At 63.2% G+C, this 25,258-nt stretch carries 24 protein-coding genes (1 of these 24 cut by a window edge); 9 read left to right on the top strand and 15 right to left on the bottom strand.

From position 1 onward, the window contains the following. Positions 1 to 194 precede the first annotated feature (194 nt). Positions 195 to 1,088 (top strand): PA4780 family RIO1-like protein kinase, encoded by an 894-nt coding sequence (locus Q1W70_RS06965; RefSeq protein WP_095170209.1) that lies wholly within the window; start codon positions 195 to 197, stop codon positions 1,086 to 1,088. A gap of 55 nt (positions 1,089 to 1,143) precedes the next feature. Here Q1W70_RS06965 and cueR read toward each other — a convergent pair whose 3' ends face one another. The 3 genes from cueR to Q1W70_RS06950 all read right to left on the bottom strand — a co-directional run bounded on the left by cueR (position 1,144) and on the right by Q1W70_RS06950 (position 4,429). Continuing rightward, the gene (gene cueR / locus Q1W70_RS06960) at positions 1,144 to 1,557 is read right to left on the bottom strand and encodes a Cu(I)-responsive transcriptional regulator (protein WP_166590913.1); all 414 of its coding nucleotides are present in this window, start codon (positions 1,555 to 1,557) and stop codon (positions 1,144 to 1,146) included. After that, a complete protein-coding gene (locus Q1W70_RS06955; RefSeq protein WP_182343357.1) occupies positions 1,554 to 3,950 on the bottom strand; it encodes a heavy metal translocating P-type ATPase in 2,397 nt (798 codons plus the stop codon). Before Q1W70_RS06955 ends, cueR begins: the two co-directional genes overlap by 4 nt. Positions 3,951 to 4,051: 101 nt before the next feature. Next, positions 4,052 to 4,429 carry a hypothetical protein gene (locus tag Q1W70_RS06950; protein ID WP_166590911.1) on the bottom strand — a complete coding sequence of 126 codons (378 nt, stop codon included), beginning with the start codon at positions 4,427 to 4,429 and terminating at the stop codon, positions 4,052 to 4,054. Positions 4,430 to 4,575: 146 nt separating this feature from the next. Here Q1W70_RS06950 and Q1W70_RS06945 point away from each other — a divergent pair, with 146 nt between their 5' ends. Continuing rightward, complete coding sequence (locus Q1W70_RS06945; RefSeq protein WP_166590910.1) at positions 4,576 to 4,776, top strand: heavy-metal-associated domain-containing protein; 201 nt, start codon at positions 4,576 to 4,578, stop codon at positions 4,774 to 4,776. Positions 4,777 to 4,866: 90 nt separating this feature from the next. Next, complete coding sequence (locus Q1W70_RS06940; RefSeq protein ID WP_166590909.1) at positions 4,867 to 6,060, top strand: multidrug effflux MFS transporter; 1,194 nt, start codon at positions 4,867 to 4,869, stop codon at positions 6,058 to 6,060. 1 nt (position 6,061) lies between these two features. On the opposite strand, the gene Q1W70_RS06935 is transcribed toward Q1W70_RS06940, so the two are convergent. Further along, entirely contained in the window at positions 6,062 to 6,232 is a 171-nt protein-coding gene (locus Q1W70_RS06935; RefSeq protein ID WP_166590908.1) for a hypothetical protein, read from the bottom strand. Positions 6,233 to 6,378: 146 nt separating this feature from the next. Beyond that, positions 6,379 to 7,392 carry a zinc-binding alcohol dehydrogenase family protein gene (locus tag Q1W70_RS06930; protein ID WP_166590907.1) on the bottom strand — a complete coding sequence of 338 codons (1,014 nt, stop codon included), beginning with the start codon at positions 7,390 to 7,392 and terminating at the stop codon, positions 6,379 to 6,381. Positions 7,393 to 7,509: 117 nt separating this feature from the next. Between Q1W70_RS06930 and vimR the strand changes: the two genes are divergently transcribed. The 3 genes from vimR (at position 7,510) to Q1W70_RS06915 (ending at position 11,000) form a co-directional block, all read left to right on the top strand. After that, a complete protein-coding gene (gene vimR, locus Q1W70_RS06925) occupies positions 7,510 to 8,439 on the top strand; it encodes a transcription regulator VimR (RefSeq protein ID WP_166590906.1) in 930 nt (309 codons plus the stop codon). Between the two features lie 318 nt (positions 8,440 to 8,757). Continuing rightward, positions 8,758 to 9,492: an ArsR/SmtB family transcription factor gene (locus tag Q1W70_RS06920; RefSeq protein WP_166590905.1), complete on the top strand. Its 735-nt coding sequence runs from the start codon at positions 8,758 to 8,760 to the stop codon at positions 9,490 to 9,492. A 134-nt stretch (positions 9,493 to 9,626) separates the two neighbouring features. After that, positions 9,627 to 11,000, top strand: coding sequence for an MFS transporter (locus Q1W70_RS06915; RefSeq protein WP_166590904.1), 1,374 nt, complete (start codon positions 9,627 to 9,629; stop codon positions 10,998 to 11,000). Between the two features lie 36 nt (positions 11,001 to 11,036). Here the strand turns inward: Q1W70_RS06915 and Q1W70_RS06910 are convergent, their stop codons facing one another. Together Q1W70_RS06910 and Q1W70_RS06905 are read right to left on the bottom strand one after the other, a co-directional pair. Continuing rightward, a complete protein-coding gene (locus Q1W70_RS06910) occupies positions 11,037 to 11,990 on the bottom strand; it encodes an adenosine deaminase (RefSeq protein WP_166590903.1) in 954 nt (317 codons plus the stop codon). Positions 11,991 to 12,118: 128 nt separating this feature from the next. Beyond that, the gene (locus Q1W70_RS06905) at positions 12,119 to 13,201 is read right to left on the bottom strand and encodes a BMP family ABC transporter substrate-binding protein (RefSeq protein ID WP_166590902.1); all 1,083 of its coding nucleotides are present in this window, start codon (positions 13,199 to 13,201) and stop codon (positions 12,119 to 12,121) included. Positions 13,202 to 13,498: 297 nt separating this feature from the next. On the opposite strand from Q1W70_RS06905, the gene Q1W70_RS06900 reads away from it, so the two are divergent. Then, entirely contained in the window at positions 13,499 to 14,587 is a 1,089-nt protein-coding gene (locus tag Q1W70_RS06900) for a calcium:cation antiporter (RefSeq protein ID WP_166590901.1), read from the top strand. Between the two features lie 33 nt (positions 14,588 to 14,620). Here the strand turns inward: Q1W70_RS06900 and Q1W70_RS06895 are convergent, their stop codons facing one another. Both Q1W70_RS06895 and Q1W70_RS06890 read right to left on the bottom strand, forming a co-directional pair. Continuing rightward, a complete protein-coding gene (locus Q1W70_RS06895) occupies positions 14,621 to 15,979 on the bottom strand; it encodes an 8-oxoguanine deaminase (protein WP_166590900.1) in 1,359 nt (452 codons plus the stop codon). A 171-nt stretch (positions 15,980 to 16,150) separates the two neighbouring features. After that, complete coding sequence (locus tag Q1W70_RS06890) at positions 16,151 to 16,837, bottom strand: SDR family oxidoreductase (RefSeq protein WP_166590899.1); 687 nt, start codon at positions 16,835 to 16,837, stop codon at positions 16,151 to 16,153. Positions 16,838 to 16,971: 134 nt separating this feature from the next. Here Q1W70_RS06890 and Q1W70_RS06885 point away from each other — a divergent pair, with 134 nt between their 5' ends. Further along, the gene (locus tag Q1W70_RS06885) at positions 16,972 to 17,406 is read left to right on the top strand and encodes a hypothetical protein (RefSeq protein WP_182343368.1); all 435 of its coding nucleotides are present in this window, start codon (positions 16,972 to 16,974) and stop codon (positions 17,404 to 17,406) included. A gap of 3 nt (positions 17,407 to 17,409) precedes the next feature. Here the strand turns inward: Q1W70_RS06885 and Q1W70_RS06880 are convergent, their stop codons facing one another. From Q1W70_RS06880 to Q1W70_RS06855, 6 genes are all read right to left on the bottom strand, one after another. Further along, positions 17,410 to 18,336 carry an ABC transporter permease gene (locus Q1W70_RS06880; RefSeq protein ID WP_166590897.1) on the bottom strand — a complete coding sequence of 309 codons (927 nt, stop codon included), beginning with the start codon at positions 18,334 to 18,336 and terminating at the stop codon, positions 17,410 to 17,412. Further along, entirely contained in the window at positions 18,336 to 19,442 is a 1,107-nt protein-coding gene (locus Q1W70_RS06875) for an ABC transporter permease (protein ID WP_302098706.1), read from the bottom strand. The genes Q1W70_RS06880 and Q1W70_RS06875 overlap by 1 nt, the downstream gene beginning before the upstream one ends. 11 nt (positions 19,443 to 19,453) lie before the next feature. Beyond that, entirely contained in the window at positions 19,454 to 21,019 is a 1,566-nt protein-coding gene (locus Q1W70_RS06870) for an ABC transporter ATP-binding protein (protein WP_302098705.1), read from the bottom strand. A gap of 552 nt (positions 21,020 to 21,571) precedes the next feature. Further along, positions 21,572 to 22,153, bottom strand: coding sequence for an IMPACT family protein (locus Q1W70_RS06865; protein ID WP_166590894.1), 582 nt, complete (start codon positions 22,151 to 22,153; stop codon positions 21,572 to 21,574). Positions 22,154 to 22,163: 10 nt separating this feature from the next. Next, positions 22,164 to 22,814 carry a TetR/AcrR family transcriptional regulator gene (locus Q1W70_RS06860; RefSeq protein ID WP_166590893.1) on the bottom strand — a complete coding sequence of 217 codons (651 nt, stop codon included), beginning with the start codon at positions 22,812 to 22,814 and terminating at the stop codon, positions 22,164 to 22,166. A gap of 100 nt (positions 22,815 to 22,914) precedes the next feature. Next, the gene (locus Q1W70_RS06855; protein WP_166590892.1) at positions 22,915 to 23,835 is read right to left on the bottom strand and encodes a LysR family transcriptional regulator; all 921 of its coding nucleotides are present in this window, start codon (positions 23,833 to 23,835) and stop codon (positions 22,915 to 22,917) included. A gap of 125 nt (positions 23,836 to 23,960) precedes the next feature. Between Q1W70_RS06855 and aptA the strand changes: the two genes are divergently transcribed. Then, a protein-coding gene (aptA, locus tag Q1W70_RS06850; protein ID WP_095170231.1) for an omega-aminotransferase AptA crosses the window boundary here: on the top strand, positions 23,961 to 25,258 show its 5' portion. The gene runs 52 nt beyond the window's last position; 1,298 of the gene's 1,350 nt are visible here — the first part of the coding sequence; the start codon lies at positions 23,961 to 23,963; the stop codon falls past the right edge of the window.

The raw sequence follows: 25,258 nt of genomic DNA, 5'->3' as shown, positions 1-25,258 counted from the left end.
CTAATCGGCCTGCTAACCTAAGTCAGAGTCTGGGCTATGATCTGCCTCGGTCCTCAGGGTTGAGTGGATAAATCTGGCACATTGAGTGCATCCACAGGGTTCATAGGTCGGCAACCCCTCCCCGCCGTGAGTGGATTGCCGTATAACGAATGACTTTCGCGTGTTTGGTAATAAAGGACCCACAATAAAAGCTGATGAAGACTCCAAAACGCATTGAACCCCTGATCGAGGACGGTCTGGTCGACGAGGTGCTGCGCCCACTCATGAGTGGCAAAGAAGCAGCTGTTTATGTGGTGCGCTGCGGCAACGAATTACGTTGCGCCAAGGTTTACAAGGAGGCGAATAAACGCAGTTTCCGCCAGGCCGCCGAATACCAGGAAGGCCGCAAGGTGCGCAACAGCCGACAGGCCCGGGCCATGGCCAAGGGCTCCAAGTTCGGTAAAAAAGAAACCGAGGATGCCTGGCAGAACGCCGAAGTGGCGGCGTTGTTCCGCCTGGCCGGTGCCGGGGTACGGGTGCCCAAGCCGTTCGACTTCCTGGAAGGCGTGCTGCTGATGGAGTTGGTGGCCGACGAGTTCGGCGATGCCGCTCCACGCCTGAACGACGTGGTGCTGGATGCCGATCAGGCCCGTGAGTATCACGCTTTCCTGATTTCCCAGATCGTGCTGATGTTGTGTACCGGTCTGGTGCACGGTGACCTGTCGGAGTTCAACGTGCTGCTGACGCCGGACGGTCCGGTGATCATCGACCTGCCGCAAGCGGTGGATGCGGCGGGCAACAACCACGCCTTCAGCATGCTCGAGCGGGATGTGGGCAACATGGCCTCGTACTTCGGGCGCTTTGCCCCGGAGCTCAAGCGCACCCGCTACGCCAAGGAGATGTGGGCCCTGTATGAAGCCGGGACCTTGCACCCGGCCAGTATCCTGACCGGCGAGTTCGACGAGCCGGAAGAACTGGCGGACGTCGGCGGCATCATGCGTGAGATCGAAGCTGCTCGCCTGGACGAGGAGCGCCGCCAGGCGATCCGCGCCGCAGACGACGCGCCACCGAGCAAAGCCGAAGAGCCGCCTCCGCCCTGGATGCAGTAATCGCTTGCAGCAAAAACCCGGCCTCGGCCGGGTTTTTTGTGGGATGCCGACAGGGTCAGCGATGAGCGGGTTTGGCGCAGCAGCCCGAGGCCAGTTCCTTGAGGATCGGGCAGTCAGGGCGGTGGTCGCCCTGGCAATGCTCCACCAGGTCCTGCAGGGTGTCGCGCAACTGGCCCAGTTCACGGATTTTCTGGTTCAACTCGTCAATGTGCTGGCGGGCCAGGGCCTTGACGTCGGCGCTGGCCCGTTGGCGATCCTGCCAGAGGGCCAGCAGCTTGCCGACTTCCTCCAACGAGAAGCCCAGGTCGCGGGAGCGCTTGATGAAGGCCAGGCTGTGCAGGTCTTGTTCGCCATACAGGCGGTAGCCACTGTCGGTGCGGTGTGCCGGCTTGAGCAGGCCGATCGACTCGTAATAACGAATCATCTTGGCGCTCAGGCCACTTTGGCGGGCGGCTTGGCCGATGTTCATTCCAGCTCCTCCAGTTTTTTCGGTTTCCAGGTCTTGAGCAGCAGGGCGTTGCTGACCACGCTGACGCTGGACAGGGCCATCGCTGCACCGGCCATGACCGGGTTGAGCAGGCCGAATGCGGCCAGCGGGATCCCGATCAGGTTATAGACGAAGGCCCAGAACAGGTTCTGGCGGATCTTCGCATAGGTCTTGCGGCTGATCTCCAGCGCAGCGGGTACCAGGCGCGGGTCGCCGCGCATCAGGGTGATGCCGGCCGCGTGCATGGCCACGTCGGTGCCGCCGCCCATGGCGATGCCGATGTCCGCCGCCGCCAGCGCCGGAGCGTCGTTGATGCCGTCGCCGACCATTGCCACCACCCCGGTTTTCTTCAGTTCGGTCACGGTCGAGGCTTTTTCCGCAGGCAGCACTTCGGCGTGCACGTTGCTGATGCCCAGGGCTTGGGCGACCACCTTGGCGCTACCCCGGTTGTCGCCTGTCAGCAAGTGGCTGCCGATGTGCTGGCTGTTCAATTCCTCGATGGCCTGCAGGGCGCCGGGCTTGAGGGTGTCGCCAAAGGCGAACAGGCCCAGTACCCGCGACTCGGGGCTTTGTTCGATCAACCAGGACAGTGTCCGGCCTTCTGCTTCCCAGGCCGTGGCCGAGTCTGCCAGGGATCCGGCGCTCAAGCCGCTTTCCTCGAGCAGGCGGCGATTGCCCAGGGCCAATCGCCGACCGTCCAGGGTGCCGGCAATGCCGCGACCGGTCAGGGACTGGCTGGCCGTGACGTCGGCCACGGCCAGGTCACGCTCGGCACAGGCATCCAGCACGGCCTTGGCCAGCGGGTGTTCGCTACCGCGTTGCAGGGCGCCGGCTTGTTGCAACAGCGTCGCTTCGTTGCCGTCGACGGCGCTGAAGTGGGCGATGCGCGGGGTGCCGGAGGTCAGTGTGCCGGTCTTGTCGAATACCACCACGCTGACTTCGTGGGCGCGCTCCAGGGCTTCGGCGTCCTTGATCAGAATGCCGTGACGGGCGGCGACGCCGGTTCCGGCCATGATCGCGGTGGGCGTGGCCAGGCCCAGTGCACAAGGACAGGCGATCACCAGCACGGCCACCGCGTTGATGACGGCGGTTTCCAGAGGGGCGCCGTACAGCCACCAACCGATCAGGGTGGCCAGGGCCAGCAGCAGCACCACCGGCACGAACACCTGGCTGACCTTGTCCACCAGCTTTTGAATCGGCGCCTTGCCCGCCTGGGCGTCTTCGACCAGGCGGATGATCCGCGCCAGCACGGTTTCTGCCCCGAGGGCCTGGGTGCGCACCAGCAGGCGGCCTTCGCCGTTGATGGCGCCACCGGTGACGCTGTCGCCGGGCTGCTTGGGCACCGGCAGACTTTCACCGCTGATCAGGGCTTCGTCGGCGTGGCTCTGGCCCTCGACCACCTCACCGTCCACCGGGAACCGTTCGCCGGGCTTGACCAGCACCAGGTCACCCAGGCGCAGGGCGCTGATGGCAACGTCCTGTTCGCGACCGTCGATCACCTGGATCGCTCGCTCCGGGCGCAAGGCTTCAAGGGCCCGAATGGCGCTGGCGGTCTGGCGTTTGGCGCGGCTCTCCAGGTACTTGCCGAGCAAGACCAGGGCGATGACCACGGCCGAGGCTTCGAAGTACAGGTGGGGTTCGGTGCCCGCGCTGGCGGTTGCCCACAGGTAGATGCTCAAGCCATACCCGGCGCTGGTGCCCAGGGCGACCAGCAAGTCCATGTTGCCGGCACCGGCGCGCACGGCTTTCCAGGCGGCGACATAAAAACGCGCACCGAAGATGAACTGCACCGGCGTGGCCAGGATGAACTGCACCCAGGCCGGGAGCATCCAGTGCAGGCCGAAGGGTTGCACCAGCATCGGCAGCACCAGTGGCAACGCCAGGAGCACGGCCAGCAGGACGCTCCAGCGTTCACGCTGCAGGCGTTGTTGCTGATCGTCGTTGGAGCGTTGCTCGGCTTGCCAGACGCTGGCGCTGTAGCCGGCCTTGGTCACGGCATTGATCAGCACGTGCGGGTCAATCTGGCCGAGCAACTCCAGGTGTGCCCGTTCGCTCGCCAGGTTGACGCTGACGCTTTTGACCCCGGCCACCTTGAGCAGCGCGCGCTCGATGCGGCCGGCGCACGAGGCGCAGGTCATGCCGCCGATGCTCAGTTCCAGGCTCTGGGCGGGGACGCTGTAGCCGGCTTGCTGAACGGCCTGTATCAGTGCCGGCAAGCTGTCGTGCGGAGCCTGGACGCGCGCCTGTTCGGTCGCCAGGTTGACGCTGACAGCGGTGGCGCCCTCGACTTTAGTCAGCGCCCGCTCGACGCGCCCGGCGCAACTGGCGCAGGTCATGCCGGCAATCGGCAGATCGAAGGTGGTGGAATCGGACATCGGTCTTACTCCCTGTAGAAATGACCTACAGGTTCAACCTTGCCATGCTGGCAAGGTCAAGCGCCATGTGCAAAACGCCACACCCCTTGTGGGGGCGGGGTTCAGTAACCCAATGGCTCCTGCTTCAGGTACATGCCCTGGGCGTTCATGGCGATGCGGTATTTGTGGAGATCACCGGCGCGCAGGGTGATGTTCTGTGAGCCGGGGGCAAGCATCCCGGGGTTGCAGCCGGGCACCTGGCCGGGCAGCAGTTTCAGGCGCAGGGAGAAGTTGCCGGGCGGCAGGTTGAACGAGGTGCTCTGCTCCTGGAACAGCCGCGCGGACAGCTGGTCCTGGATGTACACCCCGATTTCGCACGGGGTCGCGACTTCCAGGCGCTCGCGCGAAATGATCAGTACTGCGTAGTCTTCTGCACTGGCCGGCGAGGCGGCGGCGCAAAGACTGAGCATGCCCAGTAGGCTGAAAGCGTGCCAGCGCATGGCTGAGTCTCCTGCTTATATGTCATGGATGGCCAAGCTTGACCGAGCAAGCGGTGCAATGCCAGCCCGGCCGTTTATCGCGGAACTTGACCTTGCCATGGTGGCAAGCTCAAGACTGCTGCCAACCCCATCAAAGGAGATGCCCCATGCAAGTATTCAACGTTCAAGGTATGTCGTGCGGTCACTGCGTCCGGACCATTACCCAGGCCCTGCAGGCCAAGGATCCGGCGGCCAGTGTGCGGATCGACCTGGCGGCGAAGGAAGTGGGTGTGGAAAGCAGCTTGTCGGCCGAGCAGGTGATCAGTGCGATCAGCGAGGAAGGGTATGCGGTCAAGTTGGCTGGATGAAACTTGTTAGTTAGCGAGCTATCGGAATGTTCAAGGCGTCCAAGCGCGGCTAGACTGTCGGGCTGCCGACTGATGTGAGCTGGACGCCTGATGAATTTCCGTACCATTCTGATTCTTGGCGCCTTGAGCGCTTTTGGGCCGCTGGCCATCGATTTCTACCTGCCCGCGTTCCCGGCCATGGCTGCTGCGTTCGGCACCGACGAAAAACACGTGCAGATGACCCTGGCCTCGTACTTCCTCGGTTTGTCGCTGGGACAGTTGGCCTATGGGCCGGTGGCTGATCGTTTCGGTCGGCGCATTCCGCTGCTGGTGGGCGTGACGCTGTTCACCCTGGCTTCGCTGGCGTGTGCCTTCGCCCCGAGCCTGGATGGGTTGATCGCCGCGCGTTTTGTGCAGGCCCTCGGCGGTTGCGCCGGGATGGTGATTTCCCGCGCGGTGGTCAGCGACAAGTGTGATGCGGTGGGCTCGGCCAAAGTCTTTTCACAATTGATGCTGGTGATGGGCCTGGCCCCGATCCTCGCCCCGATGCTGGGTGGGTTGCTGGTTAACTTGCATGGCTGGCAGTCGATCTTCATTGCCTTGACCGCGTTCAGCGCCCTGTCTGCCCTGGCCGTTGCCCTGGGCCTGCCGGAAAGTCTGCCGGCCAACCAGCCACGCCAGCCATTGTCCGGCGCGCTGCGTCAGTACGGTCGGTTGCTTGCGGACAAGGTCTTCCTCGGACACGCCCTGACCGGGGGCATTGCGATCGCCGGGATGTTTGCCTACATCGCCGGTTCACCCTTCGTGTTTATCAAGCTGTACGGCGTGCCGCCGGAGCATTTCGGCTGGCTGTTCGGCATCAACGCGGCAGGTTTCATTCTGGTGGCGCAACTCAATGCGCGCTTGCTGTCCAAGCGCGGGCCGGCGTTCCTGCTGGCGCGCGCGGTGTGGGTCTATCTGGCGGCGGGCCTGACCCTGCTGGCGGTCAGCACGCTGCACACCGAACAACTCTGGCCCTTGCTGATTCCGCTGTTCATCTGCATCGCCAGCCTGGGCTGCATCATCCCCAACGCCGCAGCCTGCGCGATGAGCGGGCAGGGCGCGCGCGCCGGCAGTGCCTCGGCCATGCTTGGCTGCCTGCAGTTCAGTGTCGCCGCCGGGGCAGCGGCATTGGTGGGGGTGTTGCACGATGGCACGGCCATGCCGATGGCGATGGTCATCAGCCTGTGCGGGATATTGGTGGTGAGCGTCGCGATGCTCACCCGTCGCCTGCAAGTCGCCCGTGCGGCGCAGGTGCCAGTGTGAGTCAGCCGGCCGCGCGTTGCTGGGGTTCGGGAAGGTAATGGGGGGCGTGCAAGCGGGCCTCGAGGGTCGAGGTAAAAGCCCGGGCTTCGGCTTCGGAGCGGAAGTTTACGGCTTGATTATCCAGGCGCACTTGCCACCGGGATTTTGCCAGTTCTTTTATCAGGATCTTCATTGCTGACCTCCGTGCGTAAAAGAAAGCACTGCATGAGCTGTCGATTGTAGTCTCGAACCCACGCAAAGTTGTGACACGGATCAACTCTCTGACTGACGGTGCCTTGTGCGCAATTCCCCTTGCGCACAGGGTCCGTCCCTTCACATTCAGAAGCCTTCGAGGACAATCTTGCCCTTGGCGGTGCCGCTCTCCAGCAGCTCATGGGCCCGTCGCAGATTGACCGCATTGATGGTGCCAAAGTGCTCGCCGACGGTGGTCTGCAAGGTGCCGTCATCGATCAGCGCGGCGACCCGGTTGAGCAGCTTGTGCTGCTCCAGCATGTCGGCGGTCTCGAACAGCGAGCGGGTGTACATGAACTCCCAATGCAGCGACAGGCTCTTGCGTTTGAGCTGGGTGATGTCCAGCGCCTTGGGATCGTCGATCAGTGCAAGTTTGCCTTGGGGCGCCAGGGCCTCCACCAGTTGGGCGAAGTGCTGGTCGGTCTGGGTCAGGCTCGCCACATGGGTGACCTGGGGCTGACCGACGCGCTTGAGCTCTTCGCTCAGCGGCAGGCGGTGATCGATGACCAGGTCGGCGCCCAGGGTTTCTACCCAGGCGTGGGTTTCTGGGCGCGAGGCGGTGCCAATGACCTTCAGGGCCGTGAGCCGGCTGGCCAGTTGGGTGAGGATCGAGCCGACGCCACCGGCAGCGCCGACGATCAGCAGGCTTTGCCCTTCGTCAGTGTTGCCTTCGCGCACCTGCAGGCGTTCGAACAGCAGTTCCCAGGCGGTAATCGCCGTCAGCGGCAGCGCTGCGGCCTCGGCAAAACCCAGGGACTTGGGCATGTGGCCGACAATCCGTTCGTCGACCACGTGCAACTCGCTGTTGCCCCCGGCGCGGGCGATGGAACCGGCGTAGTAGACCTTGTCACCGGGCTTGAACAGGCTCACGTCGGTGCCGACTGCCTTGACCACGCCGGCCACATCCCAGCCCAGGACTTTGGCGGCGCCACCTTCAGGGGCGACGTTCTGGCGGACCTTGGTGTCCACCGGGTTGACGGAGATGGCTTTGACTTCCACCAGCACGTCACGGGGACCGGCGACGGGTGCTGGCAGCTCGATGTCCTGCAGGGCGTTCGGGTCGCTGATGGGCAAGCTGTGGTAGTAGGCGATGGCTTTCATGGGCGGTTGGGCTCGGTGGTCATGGGATGCAGCAGATGATTGGCTATTTATCTGCAAGATAAAACCCGCTAAAAGCACAGTCTCTTTCAATTGTTTTTTGATAATGCGAGGGCGCCGATGCTGCGTTTCGATGACTTGTTGCTGTTTGTGCGGGCGGCTGACCTGGGTAGCCTGTCGGCGGCGGCACGGGGCATGGACATGTCGCCGGCGGTGGCCAGCGCGGCGCTGAAGCGGATCGAGCAGCAACTGGGGGCGCGGTTGTTGGCGCGTTCCACCCGTAGCCTGCGCCTGACTGCGGAAGGCGAGGGGTTCCTGGTGTATGCCCGCGCGGCATTGGGCCAGCTGGATGAAGGACGGCGGTTGCTGGCGCGCGGCCAGGACCAGGTCAGCGGGGTCCTGCAACTGTCGGCGCCTTCGGACTTCGGACGCAATCTGTTGTTGCCCTGGCTGGACGAGTTCCAGCGTGAGCATCCCCTGCTCACGGTGCGCCTGCTGCTGGGCGACCGGATCGCCGATCTGTTCCGCCAGCCGGTGGACGTCGCCCTGCGGTATGGCGAGCCGGAAGACTCAAGCCTCGTGGCGCTGCCCATTGCCCCGGACAATCGCCGGGTGTTGTGTGCCGCCCCGCAATACCTGGCGAGGTGTGGCGTACCGCGCCAACTGGAACAACTGGCCCAGCACAATTGCCTGCTGTACATGCTGGGCAGTCGGGTTCACGACCATTGGCGCTTTCACGATGGCAAGCGGGACGTGAGCCTGACGGTCAGCGGTGATCGTTTCAGTGATGACGCCGATGTGGTGCGCCTGTGGGCGGTGGCGGGGGCCGGGATTGCCTACAAGTCCTGGCTGGACGTGGCCGCCGACGTGCAGGCCGGGCGCTTGACGGTGCTGCTGCCGGAGTTGCAGGGCGAGCGTGCACCGCTGAATTTGTTGTGCGCCCATCGCGCCCAATTGAGTAAGCCGGTGAACCTGCTAAGGGAAATGCTCAAGCGTCGGTGTGAGCATTTGAGTGGTCAATTTTCGACAAGATTTGTCATGAGCCATTAATCGCCCTTACATAGCGAAATTTCACTCAGCACCTATCAGCTTTGGCGGTTTCCCCAGGGCAGGAACCGTCGTTCATCACGCTTATACTAGCGCCCGCCTGAGTTCGCGACCTGGTTCGCGACCCCGTGCAGCCTTGCTCGATCCCCCGGTTTGCGCAGCGGAAAATCACTGGGCTGGCTTGAGGATTTCGAAGAAGTTTGTCGCTTAAATTAGTTGTTTAGCCCGGTTTTTGGCGGTTATCACGCCTTGGCCGGCATCATATTACTGGTCAAGATGTCCCCCGAGCAGTAGACAAATGATTCAACAGGGAGTGAATACATGGAACATGCACCTTGCATCAGTCAGATCGCCACACTACTGGCTGACCCGAAGCGTAGCGCGATGATGTGGGCCTTGATGGATGGGATTGCCCGGCAATCGGAGGAGCTGGCATTGTTGGCCGGTTTGTCGCCGTCCTCGGCCAACGCCCATCTCGGGCGTTTGTTCAGCGGTGGACTGTTGAAGATCGAGGAGCGCGGACGCAAGCGGTTCTACCGGCTGGCCGCGCCCGAAGTCGGGGCGGCGGTCGAGGCATTGGCCAGTGCCACCCTGGCCAGTTCGCCGGGCAACATTGCCCAGGTATTCAAGCGCACCAGCGCGCTGGCCAAGGTCCAGGCAGCCCCGTCGTCGCTGCTGCGCGCCCGCCTCTGCGAAGAACATTTTGGCGGCACCCTGGCGGCTGATCTGTTTCAGCGTCTACTGGATTCCGGCTGGATCGAACAGTTGGACAAACGCATCCTGGTGACCCACAAAGGTGCCAATCAACTGGCCAGCCATGGGGTTTTCGTTCAGGCATTGGCCCACAGCAGCACGCAGGTGGCCTGCGCCTGCCCCGACTGGAGCGAGCGTCGGCCGCACCTGGGGGGCACGTTGGGGGCCGCGTTGTTGCAGTTGTTCATCCAGTCCGGTTGGCTGAGTGTGTCCGGTGATTCACGGGCCTTGCAGGTGACCCCGACTGGTGTCCGGGAGCTGGATCTGTTCGGCAAGGCGCCTGAGCTGGAAATGGCCCTTTAATCGCCGTTGTGATCGACGTCTGGCGCCTCAGGTTCAGACGTCGCTCAGGGCTGTTGCCAGGTCGTATCCAGCAATCCTCCATCCCGGCGTTCGCGCACACTCGATCCGGGGACTTTCGGATTGGGGAGCAGGGCATGGATACACAAGGCTACAGTGCGGCGGAACGGCTGGAACGGTTACCCATCAGCGGGTATCACCGAGTCATCTTCATCATCATTGCCCTGGCGTTTTTCTTCGACTCCATGGACCTGGCCATGATGACTTTCCTTTTGGGCTCGATCAAAGCCGAGTTCGGCTTGAGCACGGCACAGGCCGGGTTACTGGCCAGCTCGAGCTTCTTCGGTATGGTCCTGGGAGCATCGTTGTCCGGCATGCTGGCCGACCGTTTCGGACGCAAGCCGGTGTTCCAGTGGAGCATCGTGTTGTGGGGGATCGCCAGCTACCTGTGTTCCACGGCGCAAACCGTCGAGACCCTGACCTTGTTCCGTATTCTGCTGGGGATTGGCATGGGCATGGAGTTTCCGATTGCCCAGTCGATGTTGTCCGAGCTGATTCCGGCCAAGCGTCGCGGACGTTACATCGCCCTGATGGATGGCTTCTGGCCGCTGGGGTTTGTCGCGGCGGGGGTGTTGTCGTATTTCCTGTTGCCCGTGATCGGTTGGCGCGACATCTTCCTGGTGCTGGCGGTACCGGCGGTGTTTGTGTTGGCGATCCGCTTCTTCATCCCCGAATCACCGCGCTGGCTGGAGCAGGCGGGGCACGTTGATGCCGCCGACAAGGTGCTGTTGCGGATCGAGGATAAAGTCCGGGCCTCCCTGGGACGCGCCGATCTGCCGACACCGATTCGCCTGCCCAGGGCCGAGCACCGTCCCGGCAACTTCTTCAGCGCCTTGGGGCAGATCTGGTCGCCGCTGTATCGCCAGCGCACCCTGATGATCTGGAGTGTCTGGTTCTTTGCCCTGCTTGGCTTTTACGGCCTCACGTCCTGGCTCAGTGCACTGCTGCAACAGTCCGGTTTTGCCGTGACCCAGTCGGTGTATTACACGGTGCTGATTTCCCTCGGCGGGATTCCCGGGTTCCTCATGGCGGCCTGGCTGGTGGAGCGCTGGGGGCGCAAGCCGGTGTGCGTCATCACGTTGCTGGGCGGTGGGGTGATGGCGTTTTTGTATGGGCAAAGCGCGGTGTTTGGCGGCAACGTCAGCCTGCTGATCGGCACGGGGCTGTTGATGCAGTTCTTCCTGTTCGGCATGTGGGCGGTGCTCTACACCTACACCCCGGAGCTGTACCCGACTTCAGCGCGGGCCACGGGGTCCGGATTTGCCTCGGCGATTGGCCGCGTGGGTTCGTTGCTGGGGCCGTTGGTGACGGGGCTGGTGTTTCCTGTCACCGGGCAGGGCGGGGTCTTTGCGTTGGGCGCGATGTGCTTCGCGATTGCCGCGGTGGTGGTCTGGGTGTTCGGGATGGAGACGCGGGGCAAGACCCTGGAGGAGTTGACCGAAGCCGTCTGAAAAGATCGCAGCCGGGCAGGCTGCGATCTTTTGCATTCAGGGTTTTACCAGGCGCGCATCCAGGCTGTTCTGCGCCAGGCGTTTGGCCTGGTCCTGGGTCATGCCCAGGTCGGTGTACAGCGCGTGGAAGTTCTCGGTCACATAACCGCCAAAGTACGCCGGGTCATCGGAGTTCACCGTGACCTTCACCCCACGCTCGAGCATGTCGAGAATGTTGTGCTGGGACATGTGGTCGAACACACAGAGCTTGGTGTTGGACAGCGGGCAGACGGTCAGCGGGATCTGCTCGTCGATGATCCGCTGCATCAGGCGCTCGTCTTCGATGGCGCGCACGCCATGGTCGATGCGCTGGATTTTCAGCAGGTCGATGGCTTCCCAGATGTATTCCGGCGGGCCTTCTTCGCCGGCATGGGCGACGGTCAGGAAACCTTCGTGACGGGCACGGTCGAACACTCGCTGGAACTTGCTCGGCGGGTGGCCCATTTCGGAACTGTCGAGGCCGACAGCGACAAAGGCGTCACGGAACGGCAGTGCCTGGGTCAGGGTCTTCTCGGCTTCTTCTTCGCTCAGGTGGCGCAGGAAGCTGAGGATCAGGCCGCTGGTGATGCCCAGTTGCTGCTCGCCGTCTTTAAGCGCGCTGGCGATCCCGTTCAGTACCACTTCAAAGGGTACGCCGCGGTCGGTATGGGTCTGTGGGTCGAAGAAGGGTTCGGTGTGAATCACGTTCTGCGCCTTGCAGCGCAGCAGGTAGGCCCAGGTGAGGTCGTAGAAGTCCTGCGAGGTGCGCAGCACATCGGCGCCCTGGTAATAGAGGTCGAGGAACTCTTGCAGGTTGTTGAAGGCATAGGCCTTGCGCAGGGTCTCGACGTCGCTCCAGGGCAGGGCGATTTTGTTGCGTTCGGCCAGGGCGAACAGCAGCTCGGGCTCCAGCGAGCCCTCCAGGTGCAGGTGCAGTTCAGCCTTGGGCAGGGCGTTCAGCCAATCGTACATGTGCGGTTCTCATCAGGTGCTTATGGCGGGCATTCTACAGATGCCCGTGCAAACATTGAGTAAAACCTGACCAAGCGGTTCAGCCTGGGGGCTGTGGGAGCCAGCCTGCTCCCACAGGGGGCGGGGGGTTACTTTGGCATTTCGGCCTGCATGCCTTCGACGTAGTAGTTCATCGACGCCAGTTCGGCATTGCTCGCGCTTGAGCCCGCCGGGATTTTTTCGCTGCCGGCCTGGTCCTTGATCGGGCCGCTGAACGGATGGAACGCGCCGCTCTTGATGTCGGCGATGATCTGCTCGGCTTCGCTTTTCACTGCGGCGGGCACCAGCTCGCTGATCGGCAGTTCAACGGTGCCCTCTTTCAGTCCACCCCAGTAATCCTGGGACTTCCAGCTGTGATCGATGACGCTTTGCGTGGCCTGGATGTAGTGCGGGCCCCAGTCGTTGACGATCGAGGTCAGCACTGCCTTGGGGCCGAAGTGGGCCATGTCCGAGGCGTAGCCCACGGCATACACGCCGCGGCGTTCGGCGGCCTGGATCGGCGCCGGGCTGTCGGTGTGCTGGAACACCACGTCGACGCCCTGGTCGATCAGCGCGTTGGCGGCATCGGCTTCCTTGCCCGGGTCGAACCAGGAGTTGACCCACACGACTTTGATCTCGGTACCGGGGTTGTACTTGTTCAGGGCCAGTTGGATGGCGTTGATGTCGCGGATGACCTCGGGGATCGGGAAGGAGGCGACGTAGCCGATCTTTTTGCTCTTGGTCATTTTCGCGGCGAGAAAACCGCCGACGTAACGTCCCTCATAAGTACGGGCCAGGTAGGTGCCCAGGTTCTTGTCCTGCTTGTAGCCGGTGGCGTGTTCGAAGGTCACCTGGGGAAACTGCCGGGCGACTTTCAGGGTCGGGTTCATGTAGCCGAAGGAGGTGGTGAAGATCAGGTCGTATTGCTCCTTGGCCATGTTGCGGATCACCCGCTCGGCGTCCGCCCCTTCGGCGACGTTCTCCACATAGTGGCTGCTGATCTGCTCGCCGAATTTCTCCACCAGCGCCTTGCGCCCCTGCTCATGCTGATAGGTCCAGCCGTGATCGCCGATCGGGCCGATGTAGACGAAGCCGACTTTCAGCGGATCGGCCGCACTGGCGGTCAGGCTGGCGCTGAGGCCAAGGGCGGTGACGACGGCGCAAAGCAGCGTATGCAACGGACGTTTGTGCATGAAGGGAACTCCGGGATGTTTTGGGGTTGACCAGGTCAATGCAAATTACTGACCAACAGGACAACTAATGCCGTCGACCCCGGCACAATCCATCGCGGGCAAGCCTTGCTCTTACAGGTTCATGATCGTCCTGGCGGAGCAAGGCCTGCCCGCCAAGGTGCCGGAAAGACCAATAAAGTGCACCCCGCGCACCAACTGCCATGCAACGGTGCGCTAAGGTTCAACGGAACATGGGCGTGACATCGCAGTCAGTCACTCATCGCCAAGGCGTCGCTGGCTTCGGTACAAGGGACCGTTATGCTCACCTTCCTCAAGCAAGAAAAGCTTCTCCTGCTGGCGCTGCTGGCAGCATTGGTCGTCTTTCCCCTCGAGCACTGGTTGCTGCACAGCGGGCAGGTGATTGCGCTGGCCGGCGGCATGGCGCTGATCGCCTTTATCGTGATGGCCTCGATGAGCGTCGCCCATCATGCCGAGCTGCTGGCGGAAAAGGTCGGTGATCCCTACGGCACCATGATCCTGACCCTGGCTGCGGTGCTGGTGGAGGTGGTGATCCTGGCGATCATGATGAGCAACGAAGCCTCGCCGACCCTGGTGCGCGATACCATCTACTCGGCGGTGATGCTCGACATCAACGGCATCCTCGGCCTGGCCGCGTTGATGGGCGGGATCAAGCATGGCGAGCAGTCCTACAACGATGACTCGGCGCGCACTTACAGCGTGATGATCCTCACGGCGATGGGCGTGTCCATGGTGGTGCCGGAGTTCATTCCCGAGGCTGACTGGAAGATCTACTCGGCCTTCACCATCGGCGCGATGGTGGTGCTCTACACCCTGTTCCTGCGGATGCAGGTCGGTCCCCACAGTTACTTTTTCAGCTACAGCTACCCGCAAAAACGCCGTAGAAACGAGGCCGAGCAGGAGGCGCCGGCGATCAGTCTTGGGCTGTCCATTGGCACCCTGGTGTTTGGCGTGGTGGTGATCGGCGCCTTGGCCGAGGTGATGTCCAAGACCCTCGACCTGGGGCTGGAAGGGACGGGCGCACCGCCGGTGTTGACGGCGATCGTGGTCGCGGCGATTTCCGCGGCCCCGGAGATCCTTACGGCCTTGCGCGCAGCCTTGGCCAACCGTATGCAGTCGGTGGTCAACATTGCGTTGGGGGCGTCGTTGTCGACGGTGATTCTGACGGTGCCGGTGATGGAAGCCATGGCGCTGTACACCGGCCAGCCGTTTCAGATGGCCATGACGCCGGTGCAGACCGTGATGGTGTTCATCACCTTGATCGTCAGTGCGATCAACCTCAACGATGGCGAAACCAACGCCATCGAAGGGATGACTCACTTTGTGCTGTTTGCGACCTTCATTATGTTGTCGCTGCTGGGGCTTTAGCGGCTGCGCTGGCGAGCCAGCGCAGCGCTCAGGTCAGATCCCGCTGATCAACTGCCGAGCCGCCTGGCTGTGGTCGGCAATCAAGCCTTTGAGGTCCAGCCCTTCGACCTGGCCGTCGATCACCCGCCACTGGCCGCCGACCATCACCCGATCCGCCCGATCGGCACCGCACAGCAGCAACGCCGAGATTGGGTCATGGCTGCCGGAGAAGCGCAGTTCATCGAGTTTGAACAGGGCCAGGTCGGCCTGTTTGCCCACGGCCAGTTCGCCAATGTCACTGCGTCCCAACAGTTTTGCCGAGCCCTGGGTCGCCCAGCCCAGCACGCCCTCTGGGGTGATCTTCTCGGCGCCATAGCGCAGGCGCTGGATGTACAGCGCCTGGCGGGTTTCGAGGATCATGTTCGAGGCATCGTTGGACGCCGAACCGTCGACCCCCAGGCCCACCGGTGCGCCGGCGGCGATCAGGTCCAGGGTCGGGCAGATGCCCGAGGCCAGGCGCATGTTCGAGCTTGGGCAATGGCAGATGCCGGTACCGGCCGCGCCGAGGCGGGCGATTTCATCGGGGTTGAAGTGAATGCCGTGGGCCAGCCACGTGCGCGGGCCGAGCCAGCCGACGCTGTCCAGGTAGTCCACGGTGCGCAGGCCGAAGCGCTGCAGGCAGAAGTCTTCTTCGTCGAGGGTTTCGGCCAGGTGGGTGTGCAGGCGCACGTCCAGTTGGTCGGCCAGGGCGGCGCTGGCGGACATGATCTCTGGGGTTACCGAGAATGGCGAGCAGGGCGCCAGGGCGATCTGGATCTGTGCGCCGGCACCGCGCTCGTGGTATTCGGCGATCAGTCGCTGGCTGTCGGCGAGGATCACTTCGCCTTCCTGCACCGTCTGCTGCGGCGGCAAGCCACCGTCTTTTTCGCCAAGGCTCATCGAGCCCCGAGTAAGCATGGCGCGCATGCCCAGCTCACGGACGCTCTCGACCTGCACGTCAATGGCGTTTTCCAGGCCGTCGGGAAACAGGTAGTGGTGGTCGGCGGCCGTGGTGCAACCCGACAGCAGCAATTCAGCCAGGGCGACCTTGGTGGCCAGCGCGAGTTTTTCCGGGGTCAGGCGGGCCCAGACCGGGTACAGGGTTTTCAGCCACGGGAACAACGGCTGGTTGACCACTGGGGCCCAGGCACGGGTCAGGGTCTGATAGAAGTGATGGTGGGTGTTGATCAGCCCCGGCAGGATCACATGCTCGCGAGCGTCGAAAACCTGTCCACAGGGTGTTGCTGGCTGCTGCCCTTGCTTGAGCACTTCGACGATAACGCCGTCTTGCAGCACCAGGCCGCCACGGGCGTCGAGCTCGTTGGCCGTGAAGATGGCGAGAGGGTTTTTTAACCAGGTACGGGTCGCAGGCATTTGCCGGCTCCTCTGAAAGTTGGGTTCAGGTTCGCCAGCTCAGTGTTGCCCTGTCTGCTGATCCAGGTTCGTCGCGGGGACGAGGTGCCGAGTTTACTCAGGTTGTGCCGCGGTAGCAAAAGATCGCCGCCTGCGGCAGTTACGACGCGATAGGCGGCGATCTTCATGGCCTTACCAGGGAATGGTTTCGCCCTTGTAGTTGATGAAGTGATGCCCGCCCTGGCCGGCGTAGGCATTGACCTGGTCCACCAGGCCGCGGGTGCTGGTCTCGACATCCAGGTCGGCGCCTTCACCGCCCATGTCGGTTTTCACCCAGCCCGGGTGCAGGGACAGCACGGTGGGACGCTGTTCGCCCAATTGGCTGACAAAGCTGTTGGTCATGGAGTTCAGCGCCGCCTTGCTGGCCTTGTACAGGGCCAGCTCCGGCGCGTCCGGCATGGTCACGCTGCCGAGCACCGAACTCATGAACGCCAGCACCCCGGTGCCGGGACGGATCTGCCCGACAAAACGCTGGGCCAGGTTGATCGGTGCCACGGCATTGGTGAAGAACAATTGGCCGACCTCGGCCAGGGTCGCGCCGCCGGGTGTCTGCACGTCCGGGCCCTTGACCCCGGCGTTGACGAACAGCAGGTCGAACACCTGAGCCTTGAGCCGCTGGCTGAGGGCGAGTACGGCGGGCTGATCGTCCATGTCCAGTTGTTCGATCTGCACCTTGCCCAGGGCCTGCAGTGCCTGGGCGTTCTGTGGGTTGCGTACGGTGGCGGTGACCTGCCAGCCGTCGGCCAGCAGGGTTTTCACCAGGCCGAGGCCCAAGCCCCGGGAGGCGCCGATGATCAACGCGGTTTTTGCCGTAGACATGAGTGGCTTCCTGAAAAAGAGGGTTATGGGTTCAGCGGACTGCGTGGTCCGAGCCGTTGGCTGGGGGCTTGACCCTTGAGCATACTCCAGGGTTTAGCCTTGGGGCTCCCTGAATAATAAACGGAGTATTCGCCATGTGGACCCCTCAACAGTATCGCCGACTGGTGCGCAGAAGTGCCTGGTATGACCTGATTGTGATGGCGGCGTTTGTCACGCCCTGGAGTTTTACCGCGTTGCACGGCCTGCTGTCTGGCTTGAGTCAGGTGCTCGACTTGCCCGGTGAGTTGCCGGTCTTTGCACCGGCGCACATGCTGATGGCCAATCTGCTGGGCTCGATTGTCTGCGTCTGGTCGGTGCTGCGGATCCGCGATCCGCAGGCGGTGTACGGCCGCTATGACGCGGCCGGGCGGTTTCTCTTTGCTACCTGGCAGGCTTATGCCTTGTTGCACGGGGCGACCGGGTTGCTGGCGCTGTTCCTGGTCGTTGAGCTGGCATGGGGCATTGCCCAGGTGTTGCCGGTCAGGCAGCCAGCGCCAGCCGGCCCGCTGACGTCGGCACCTGTGGCCTGAGCGCTAATGCCCGGCCTGCCACGGCTGCCCCAGCGACATCGGCGCATACAGGCGTGTGCGCACGGCGTCGCGTGACAGCAGTACCAGTACCAGGATGGTTGCCACATAGGGCAGCATCGCCAGCAAGCTGGAGGGGATGGCCAGGCCCAGCCCCTGGGCGACCAGATGCACGATGCTCGCCAGCCCGAACAGGTAGGCCCCCAGCAACAGGCGCCAGACACGCCAGCTGGCGAACACCACCAGCGCCAGGGCAATCCAGCCCCGTCCGGCACTCATGTTTTCTGCCCACATCGGCGTGTAGGCCAGCGACAGGTAAGCCCCGGCCAACCCGGCCATGGCGCCGCCGAACAACACCGCCAGGGTCCGTACCCGCAGCACCGGGATGCCCATGGCACTGGCGGCGTCGGGGTTTTCGCCGACGGCCTGGATGATCAGTCCCACCCGGCTTTTGAGCAGCACCCAGGCCACCACGGCAAACAGGGCAAACGACAGGTACACCAGCAGGTCCTGGGTAAACAGCATGCGCCCGATCAACGGGATTTCGCTGAGCCAGGCAATGGCTACCGGCTCGAACCCGGCCAGGGGTTTGCCGACCCACGCCGCGCCGACGAATGTCGAGAGGCCGACGCCAAAGATCGTCAGGGCCAACCCCGTCGCCACCTGGTTGGCATTGAACAGCAGTGCCACCACGGCAAACAGTGCCGACAGCAGCATGCCGGCGACCATCGCCAGCAGGACGCCGAGCCACAGATGGCCGCTGTTCAGGGCGACGATGAAACCGATCACCGCGCCAAACAGCATCATGCCTTCCTGGCCCAGATTGAGGACTCCGGTTTTTTCACAGATCAGTTCACCCAGCGCCACCAGCAACAGCGGTGTGCCGCAGCGGACCATGGCATAGAGAATGTTGCCCAGCAGATCGATATCCATCACAGCGCTCCTGCTTGCACGTGGGTCGCCGGTGCACGCCGCGCCCAGCGCAGGTTCAGCCGGGGGCGGTAGAGGATCAACACATCACAGGCCAGGAGGAAAAACAGCATCATCCCCTGGAACAGTTGGGTGATGGCGGGGGGCAGGTTCATGCTCATCTGCGCGCTTTCGCCGCCGAGGTACAGCAGCGCCATCAGCAGGCTGGCAAACAGGATGCCGAGGGGGTTGAGCCGGCCGAGAAAGGCCACCGTGATCGCGGCATAGCCATAGCCCGGCGACACTTGCGGCACCAGTTGGCCGATCGGGCCGCTGACTTCGCAGACCCCGGCCAACCCGGCCAGCCCTCCACTGATCAGCAGCGCCAGCCAGACCAGGCGCTTGTGGCGAAAACCGACGAAGGCTGCCGCACGTTTATCCAGGCCCAGGACCTTGATCTGAAAACCGATAAAACTTTTCTGCAGCAGCACCCACACCGCTACCAGTGCCAGCAGGGCGAAATACACCCCGGCGTGCACCCGGCCCTCTGCAGTGAGCAGTGGCAAGCGGCTGGCCTCGCCGAACATCGCAGACTCGGGAAAGTTGAAGCCCGCCGGGTCCTTCAAGGGGCCGTGCACGCAGAACAGCAACAGGTTCAGGGCGATGTAATTGAGCATGATGCTGGTGAGGATTTCGTTGGCGTTGAAGCGCGTGCGCAGCCAGGCGGTGAGCCCCGCCCACAGCGCGCCGGCGAGGGTGCCGGTGCCCAGGATCAGGACCAGCGCCCAGCGGCTTTGCCAGTCGATCAGGTGCACCGCTGCGGCGCTGCCCGCCAGGGCGCCGAGCAGCAATTGGCCTTCGGCGCCGATGTTCCAGATGCGCGCTTGATAAGCCACCGCCAGGCCCAGCGCGCAGAGCAGGATGGGCAAGGCCTTGACCAACAGTTCGCTGACGCCATACCCGTCGCTGATTGGCGCGATCAGCAGGGTGTGCAGGGTCAACAGCGGGTCATGACCCAGGGCGATGAACAGTAGCGAACCACACGCCAGGGTCAGGGCGGCGGCCAGCAAGGGCGAGCACCAGAGCATCAGGCGCGAATGCTGGCCACGGGGTTCTAGGGAAAGCAGCATGGGAAACTCCGTCAAGCCAGTGCAGGTGCGGGTGAGTGAGGGCGGTCGAACTGGCCGGCCATCCAGGCGCCGACTTCGCTCAGGGTGGTGCTCGCCGTCGGTTGTTGTGCCGACAAGCGCCCGCCACACAGGGCGGCCAGGCGGTCGCTGATGTGCAGCAGTTCGTCGAGGTCTTCGGAGATCACCAGGATGGCCGCCCCGGCATCGCGCAGGGTAATCAGTGCGCGGTGAATGGTCGCCGCCGCGCCGACATCCACACCCCAGGTCGGGTGGGCGGCGACCAGCAGGCGGGGCTGCTGGAGGATCTCGCGACCGAGGATGAATTTCTGCAGGTTACCGCCGGACAGGCTGCGGGCCGGGGCCTGGGCACCCGCTGCCTTGACCGCGAAGCGCTGGATGATGGTCTCGGCCAGCGCCACGACCTTGGCGCGCTGGATCAGCCCATGGCTCACCAGGCCCTGTTGGAACGCTGTGAGCAGGGCATTGTCGGCCAGGCTCAACTCCGGCACCGCCGCATGCCCGAGGCGTTCGGCCGGGACGAAGGCCAGGCCCAGCCGGCGCCGCGCATCCGGTGGCAAGTCGGCCACCGCTTGGTCGGCGAAGGCGATGCGCGAGGCGTCCTGGCGCGGCAGGCGCTGCTCGCCACTGAGCAGGGCCAGCAACTCGTCCTGGCCATTGCCCGCCACCCCGGCAATGCCGACCACCTCACCGCTGCGTACCTGCAGGTCGATGTCGTGCAGCGAGCAGCCGAACGGGTCCGGGTTGGCCCACGATAGGCCGCTGACCGTGAGGAACGTCGCGCCGCCACTGGCCTTGGGGTAGTCGACGAGCCACTGGGCGGCGTCGCCGACCATCAGTTGCGCCAGTTGTTGATCGGAGCATTCAGCGGGTCGGCAATGCCCGGCCACGCGCCCGCCGCGCAGGACGGTGGCGCTGTGGCACAGGGCGCGCACTTCTGCGAGTTTGTGGCTGATGAACAGAATGCTGCAGCCCTCGCTGGCCAGGCGGCGCAGGGTGACGAACAGTTCGTCGGCCTCCTGCGGGGTCAGCACCGAGGTTGGCTCGTCGAGGATCAATAGGCGAATGTCCTGCATCAGGCAGCGCACGATCTCGACCCGCTGGCGCTCGCCGATCGACAGGCTGTGGACCAGGCGTTGTGGCTCCAGCACCAGGCCGTAGCGCTGCGCCACCTCGCGGATTTTCGGCGCCAGGGCCTGTGGTGCACCGGCGGTCGCGCCCATGGCCAAGGCGATGTTCTGCGCCACCGTGAGGGTTTCAAACAGGGAAAAATGCTGGAACACCATGCCAATGCCCAGGCTGCGGGCCTGGGCCGGATTGCGCAGGCTAACGGGCTGGCCTTGCCAGTGCATGTCCCCCGAGTCGGCGTGGGTGACCCCGTAGATGATCTTCATCAGGGTGCTTTTGCCGGCGCCGTTTTCACCGAGCAGGGCGTGGATTTCGCCGGGTTGAATACACAGGTCGATGCCATCGTTGGCCAGGCAGCCGGGGTATCGCTTGCTGATGCCGTGCAGTTGCAGGCGTGGCGTTGGAGTGGGAATCGGGATGGGGTTTGGCATCACAGGCTCGGGTCGTTGAACGAGAGGCCTGTGGCAAAGCAATTTCCTGGCCATTGAGTCAGGAAAGTGCTGAAAGGCGCAGCGCGCCGGGCTCAGTGGATAACGTTGGGCGGGTGCCGCTGGCGCAGCAGGCACCACTTCGGGGCGGCCCTGGAGACCATGGTGCAGGAACGCTTGGGAGTTAATTGGTTAAAAAATGATCATTGTCCTGCGACCTATGCCAGCTCTGCCACTGCGCCAGCCATGAACGGGTTATCCACAGGTTGCTCCACAGTATTTGTGCGCAAGCCAAAGACTTGGGCATAAGCACGGCGGGCCTTTGTTCTAAAGCGGCTAAACCGCTCTAAGCAATTGTTTTGCGGTGCAAATGACCTGCAGAACAGGCAATTGGATGAAAACTGATCAATGCCCGCAAAGCCACGTGACAGAAGGGTTACAGCGCGATGTACTCAGGTTATCCACAGTCGGGTGCACAGCGCTTGTGGGCAAGTGTCAGGCTGCAGGGCATGCCCCAAAGCATTGCAGCCTGGCTGTGCATAAAGTGACCAGTGTTCAGCGTTGCAGCAGAATCCGCCCACGGCTCAGGCCCGCCAGTTGCGCCTGCAAGGTGTCGATCTGTGGTTCGGCCACGGCCAACTGCAAATGCACGCCATTGGCCGTGAACTGTTCATCCACCACCAGCCCACCGGACTCGGCCACCCGCAACTTGACGAGCGCCAGCTCACTGAAGGCGCAGTCGCAGCCCAGCGGCACCCGGCTGATCAGTTCTATCTTTGCAGCGCCCTGCAGGCATTTGTTGGCGCTGCCACCGTAGGCGCGGGCCAGGCCGCCCGTGCCCAACTGGATGCCGCCGTACCAACGAATCACCAGTACCGCCACCTGGTCGCAGTCCTGGGCTTCGATCGCCGCCAGTATCGGCCGACCTGCGGTGCCGCCGGGCTCGCCGTCGTCGCTGCTGCGGTATTGGTCGGCGAATTTCCAGGCCCAGCAGTTGTGTGACGCATTCAGGTCGCTGTGCTGTTCAAGAAAGGCTTGCGCCTCGGCGCTGCTGGTGATCGGCGCTGCGAGGGCGATGAAGCGGCTTTTGCGAATCTCTTCGCGATACTCGCAAAGGCCGGCGAGGGTAAAAGGCATGGTGACTGTCTTAGATGGCGGGAGTGAGGCCGCAGCCCTTGAGGATGATGCGGATCAGGTTGTTGCCGGCGTCATCGATGTCCTGGCGGGTCAGCTTGCTGCGGCCGGTGACGCGGCAGATCTGGGTGGCGAAGTCGGCATAGTGCTGGGTGCTGCCCCACAGCAGGAAGATCAGGTGCACCGGATCGACGGGGTCCATCTTGCCTGCGTCGATCCAGGCCTGGAACACGCTGGCGCGCCCCTGGAACCAGGCGCGGTAGTCCTGGTTGAAATACTCGCTCAGGCATTCGCCGCCGCTGATCACTTCCATGGCGAACACCCGTGAAGCCTGGGGATGGCGACGGGAGAACTCCATCTTGGCGCGGATGTAGCGGGTCAGCGCTTCGGCGGGGTCGTCCTCGGCGGTGAGGGTATTGAAGGTGCTGTCCCACAATTCGATGATGTTGCTCAGCACCCCGATGTACAGGCCGAGCTTGTTGGTGAAGTAGTAGTGCAGGTTGGCTTTGGGCAGGCCGGCATTCTGCGCAATGGTGTTCATGCTGGTGCCTTTGAAGCCGTGCCGGGCGAATTCCACTTCGGCGGCCTTGAGGATGGTCTCCTCGTTTTTCTGACGAATACGGCTGGCTGGTTTACCGCTGTGGGCTGGGACTTCAAAGGTCATGGACGTTTCCGGGCAAGTCAGTGGGGGCGCCAGTGCGTTGATAACGCACCCGCGGGCATCCGACAAGCCTTGGTGAGGCAAATGCCTGGTTTGCAGGGGCTCAACGCGTCGCCGCCAGGCTCTCGAGAAAGCTTTCCAGTACCAAGTGCGGGCGCCGGCCCTTGCGTGTGACCGATGCCAGGCTCAGGTCATAAAAGCGTGAGTCTGGCTTGAGTGTCCGCAGGCGACCTTGCTGGACCCACAGGCTGGCGTAGTGATCGGGCAGGTAGCCGATGTAGCGCCCGGTCAGGATGAGGAACGCCATGCCTTCGCGATCGGAGGCGCTGGCGGTGCAATTGAGCGCCTGGTAGTGGGCCTGGATGTCGGCGGGCAAGCGGAAGGTCGGGGCAATCGCGTCCTGGCTGTTGAGGCGCGCATCGTCCAGTTGTTTATCGTCGACGTAGAACAGTGGGTGGCCGACCGCGCAGTAGAGCAATGAGCGCTCGCTGTACAGTGGCTGGTACTCCAGGCCCGACAAGGCGCTGGCCTGGGGCACCACGCCGACGTGCAGGCGGCCGTCGAGCACCCCCTGTTCGACTTCGTTGGGCGCGATCATGCGGATCTGGATCTGCACATCCGGCCCGCGCTCCTTCAACTGCGCCAGGGCGTGGGTAATGCGCATGTGGGGCAGGGTGACCAGGTTATCGGTCAGGCCGATGGTCAACTCGCCGCGCAGGTGCTGGTGCAGGCCATTGACCTCGGTGCGAAAGCTTTCCAGGGCACTTAACAGCTGCAGGGCCGACTGGTAGACCTCGCGACCCTCTTCCGTCAGGGAGAACCCGGCGCGGCCGCGTTGGCACAGGCGCAGGCCGAGGCGTTGTTCCAGATCGCTCATTTGCTGGCTGATGGCCGAGCGACCGATTCCCAGCACGCTTTCCGCCGCCGAGAAGCCACCGCACTCGACCACGCTGCGAAAGATCCGCAACAGGCGGATATCAAAGTCGCTGACTTGTGCCAGCGGATCGGGGCGACGGCTGCTCATAGTTTAGTAACGGCCTGACTGAAGGTTAGAAAAGTTGGATTTCACCGACTTTATCGCCGTGGCAACTTAGCTGCAACAACGCTTTTTAATCCCTACGCCGCTTATTGCCTTGCGAGGTTTTGCCGATGAACCTGCCTGAAAACGCCCCGACGTCCCTGGCCAGCCAGCTCAAGCTTGATGCCCACTGGATGCCGTACACCGCCAACCGCAATTTCCAGCGTGACCCACGCCTGATCGTGGGGGCTGAAGGCAGCTGGCTGATCGATGATAAGGGCCGCAGGGTCTATGACTCGCTGTCGGGCCTGTGGACCTGCGGCGCCGGGCACACTCGCAAGGAAATCCAGGAGGCGGTGGCCAAACAGTTGGGCACCCTCGACTATTCGCCGGGCTTCCAGTACGGGCATCCGCTGTCTTTCCAACTGGCCGAAAAAATCACTGACCTGACCCCGGGCAACCTGAACCACGTGTTCTTCACTGACTCGGGTTCCGAGTGTGCCGACACCGCGGTGAAAATGGTGCGTGCCTACTGGCGTCTGAAAGGCCAGGCGACCAAGACCAAAATGATCGGCCGGGCCCGTGGTTACCACGGGGTGAATATCGCCGGCACCAGCCTGGGCGGCGTCAACGGTAACCGTAAGCTGTTCGGCCAGGCGATGATGGACGTCGATCACCTGCCGCACACCTTGCTGGCGAGCAACGCGTATTCCCGTGGCATGCCCAAGGAGGGCGGTATTGCCCTGGCCGATGAACTGCTCAAGTTGATCGAGCTGCATGACGCTTCGAACATCGCAGCGGTGTTCGTCGAGCCCATGGCTGGTTCCGCCGGGGTGCTGGTGCCGCCAGAGGGCTACCTCAAGCGCCTGCGGGAAATCTGCGATCAGCACAATATCCTGCTGGTGTTCGACGAAGTGATCACCGGCTTTGGTCGTACCGGTTCGATGTTCGGTGCTGACAGCTTTGGCGTGACCCCGGACCTGATGTGCATTGCCAAGCAAGTCACCAACGGTGCGATTCCCATGGGGGCGGTGATTGCCAGCTCCGAGATCTACCAGACCTTCATGAACCAGGCGACCCCGGAATACGCGGTGGAATTCCCCCACGGCTATACCTACTCGGCCCACCCGGTGGCGTGCGCCGCGGGTCTGGCGGCACTCGACCTGCTGCAGAAGGAAAACCTGGTGCAGAGCGTGGCCGAAGTCGCACCGCATTTCGAAAATGCGCTGCATGGTCTCAAGGGCTCGAAGAACATCATCGACATTCGTAACTACGGCCTGGCCGGTGCAATCCAGATTGCCCCGCGCGACGGCGATGCCATCGTGCGTCCGTTCGAAGCCGGCATGGCCCTGTGGAAAGCCGGGTTCTACGTGCGCTTCGGCGGCGATACCCTGCAGTTCGGGCCAACGTTCAACAGCCAGCCAAAAGA

It is taken from the genome of Pseudomonas kielensis (genome assembly GCF_030505375.1).
Taxonomy (GTDB): domain Bacteria; phylum Pseudomonadota; class Gammaproteobacteria; order Pseudomonadales; family Pseudomonadaceae; genus Aquipseudomonas; species Aquipseudomonas kielensis.
The sequence above is the reverse complement of the archived record's forward strand: the minus strand, read 5'-3'. Positions and strand labels throughout refer to the sequence as shown.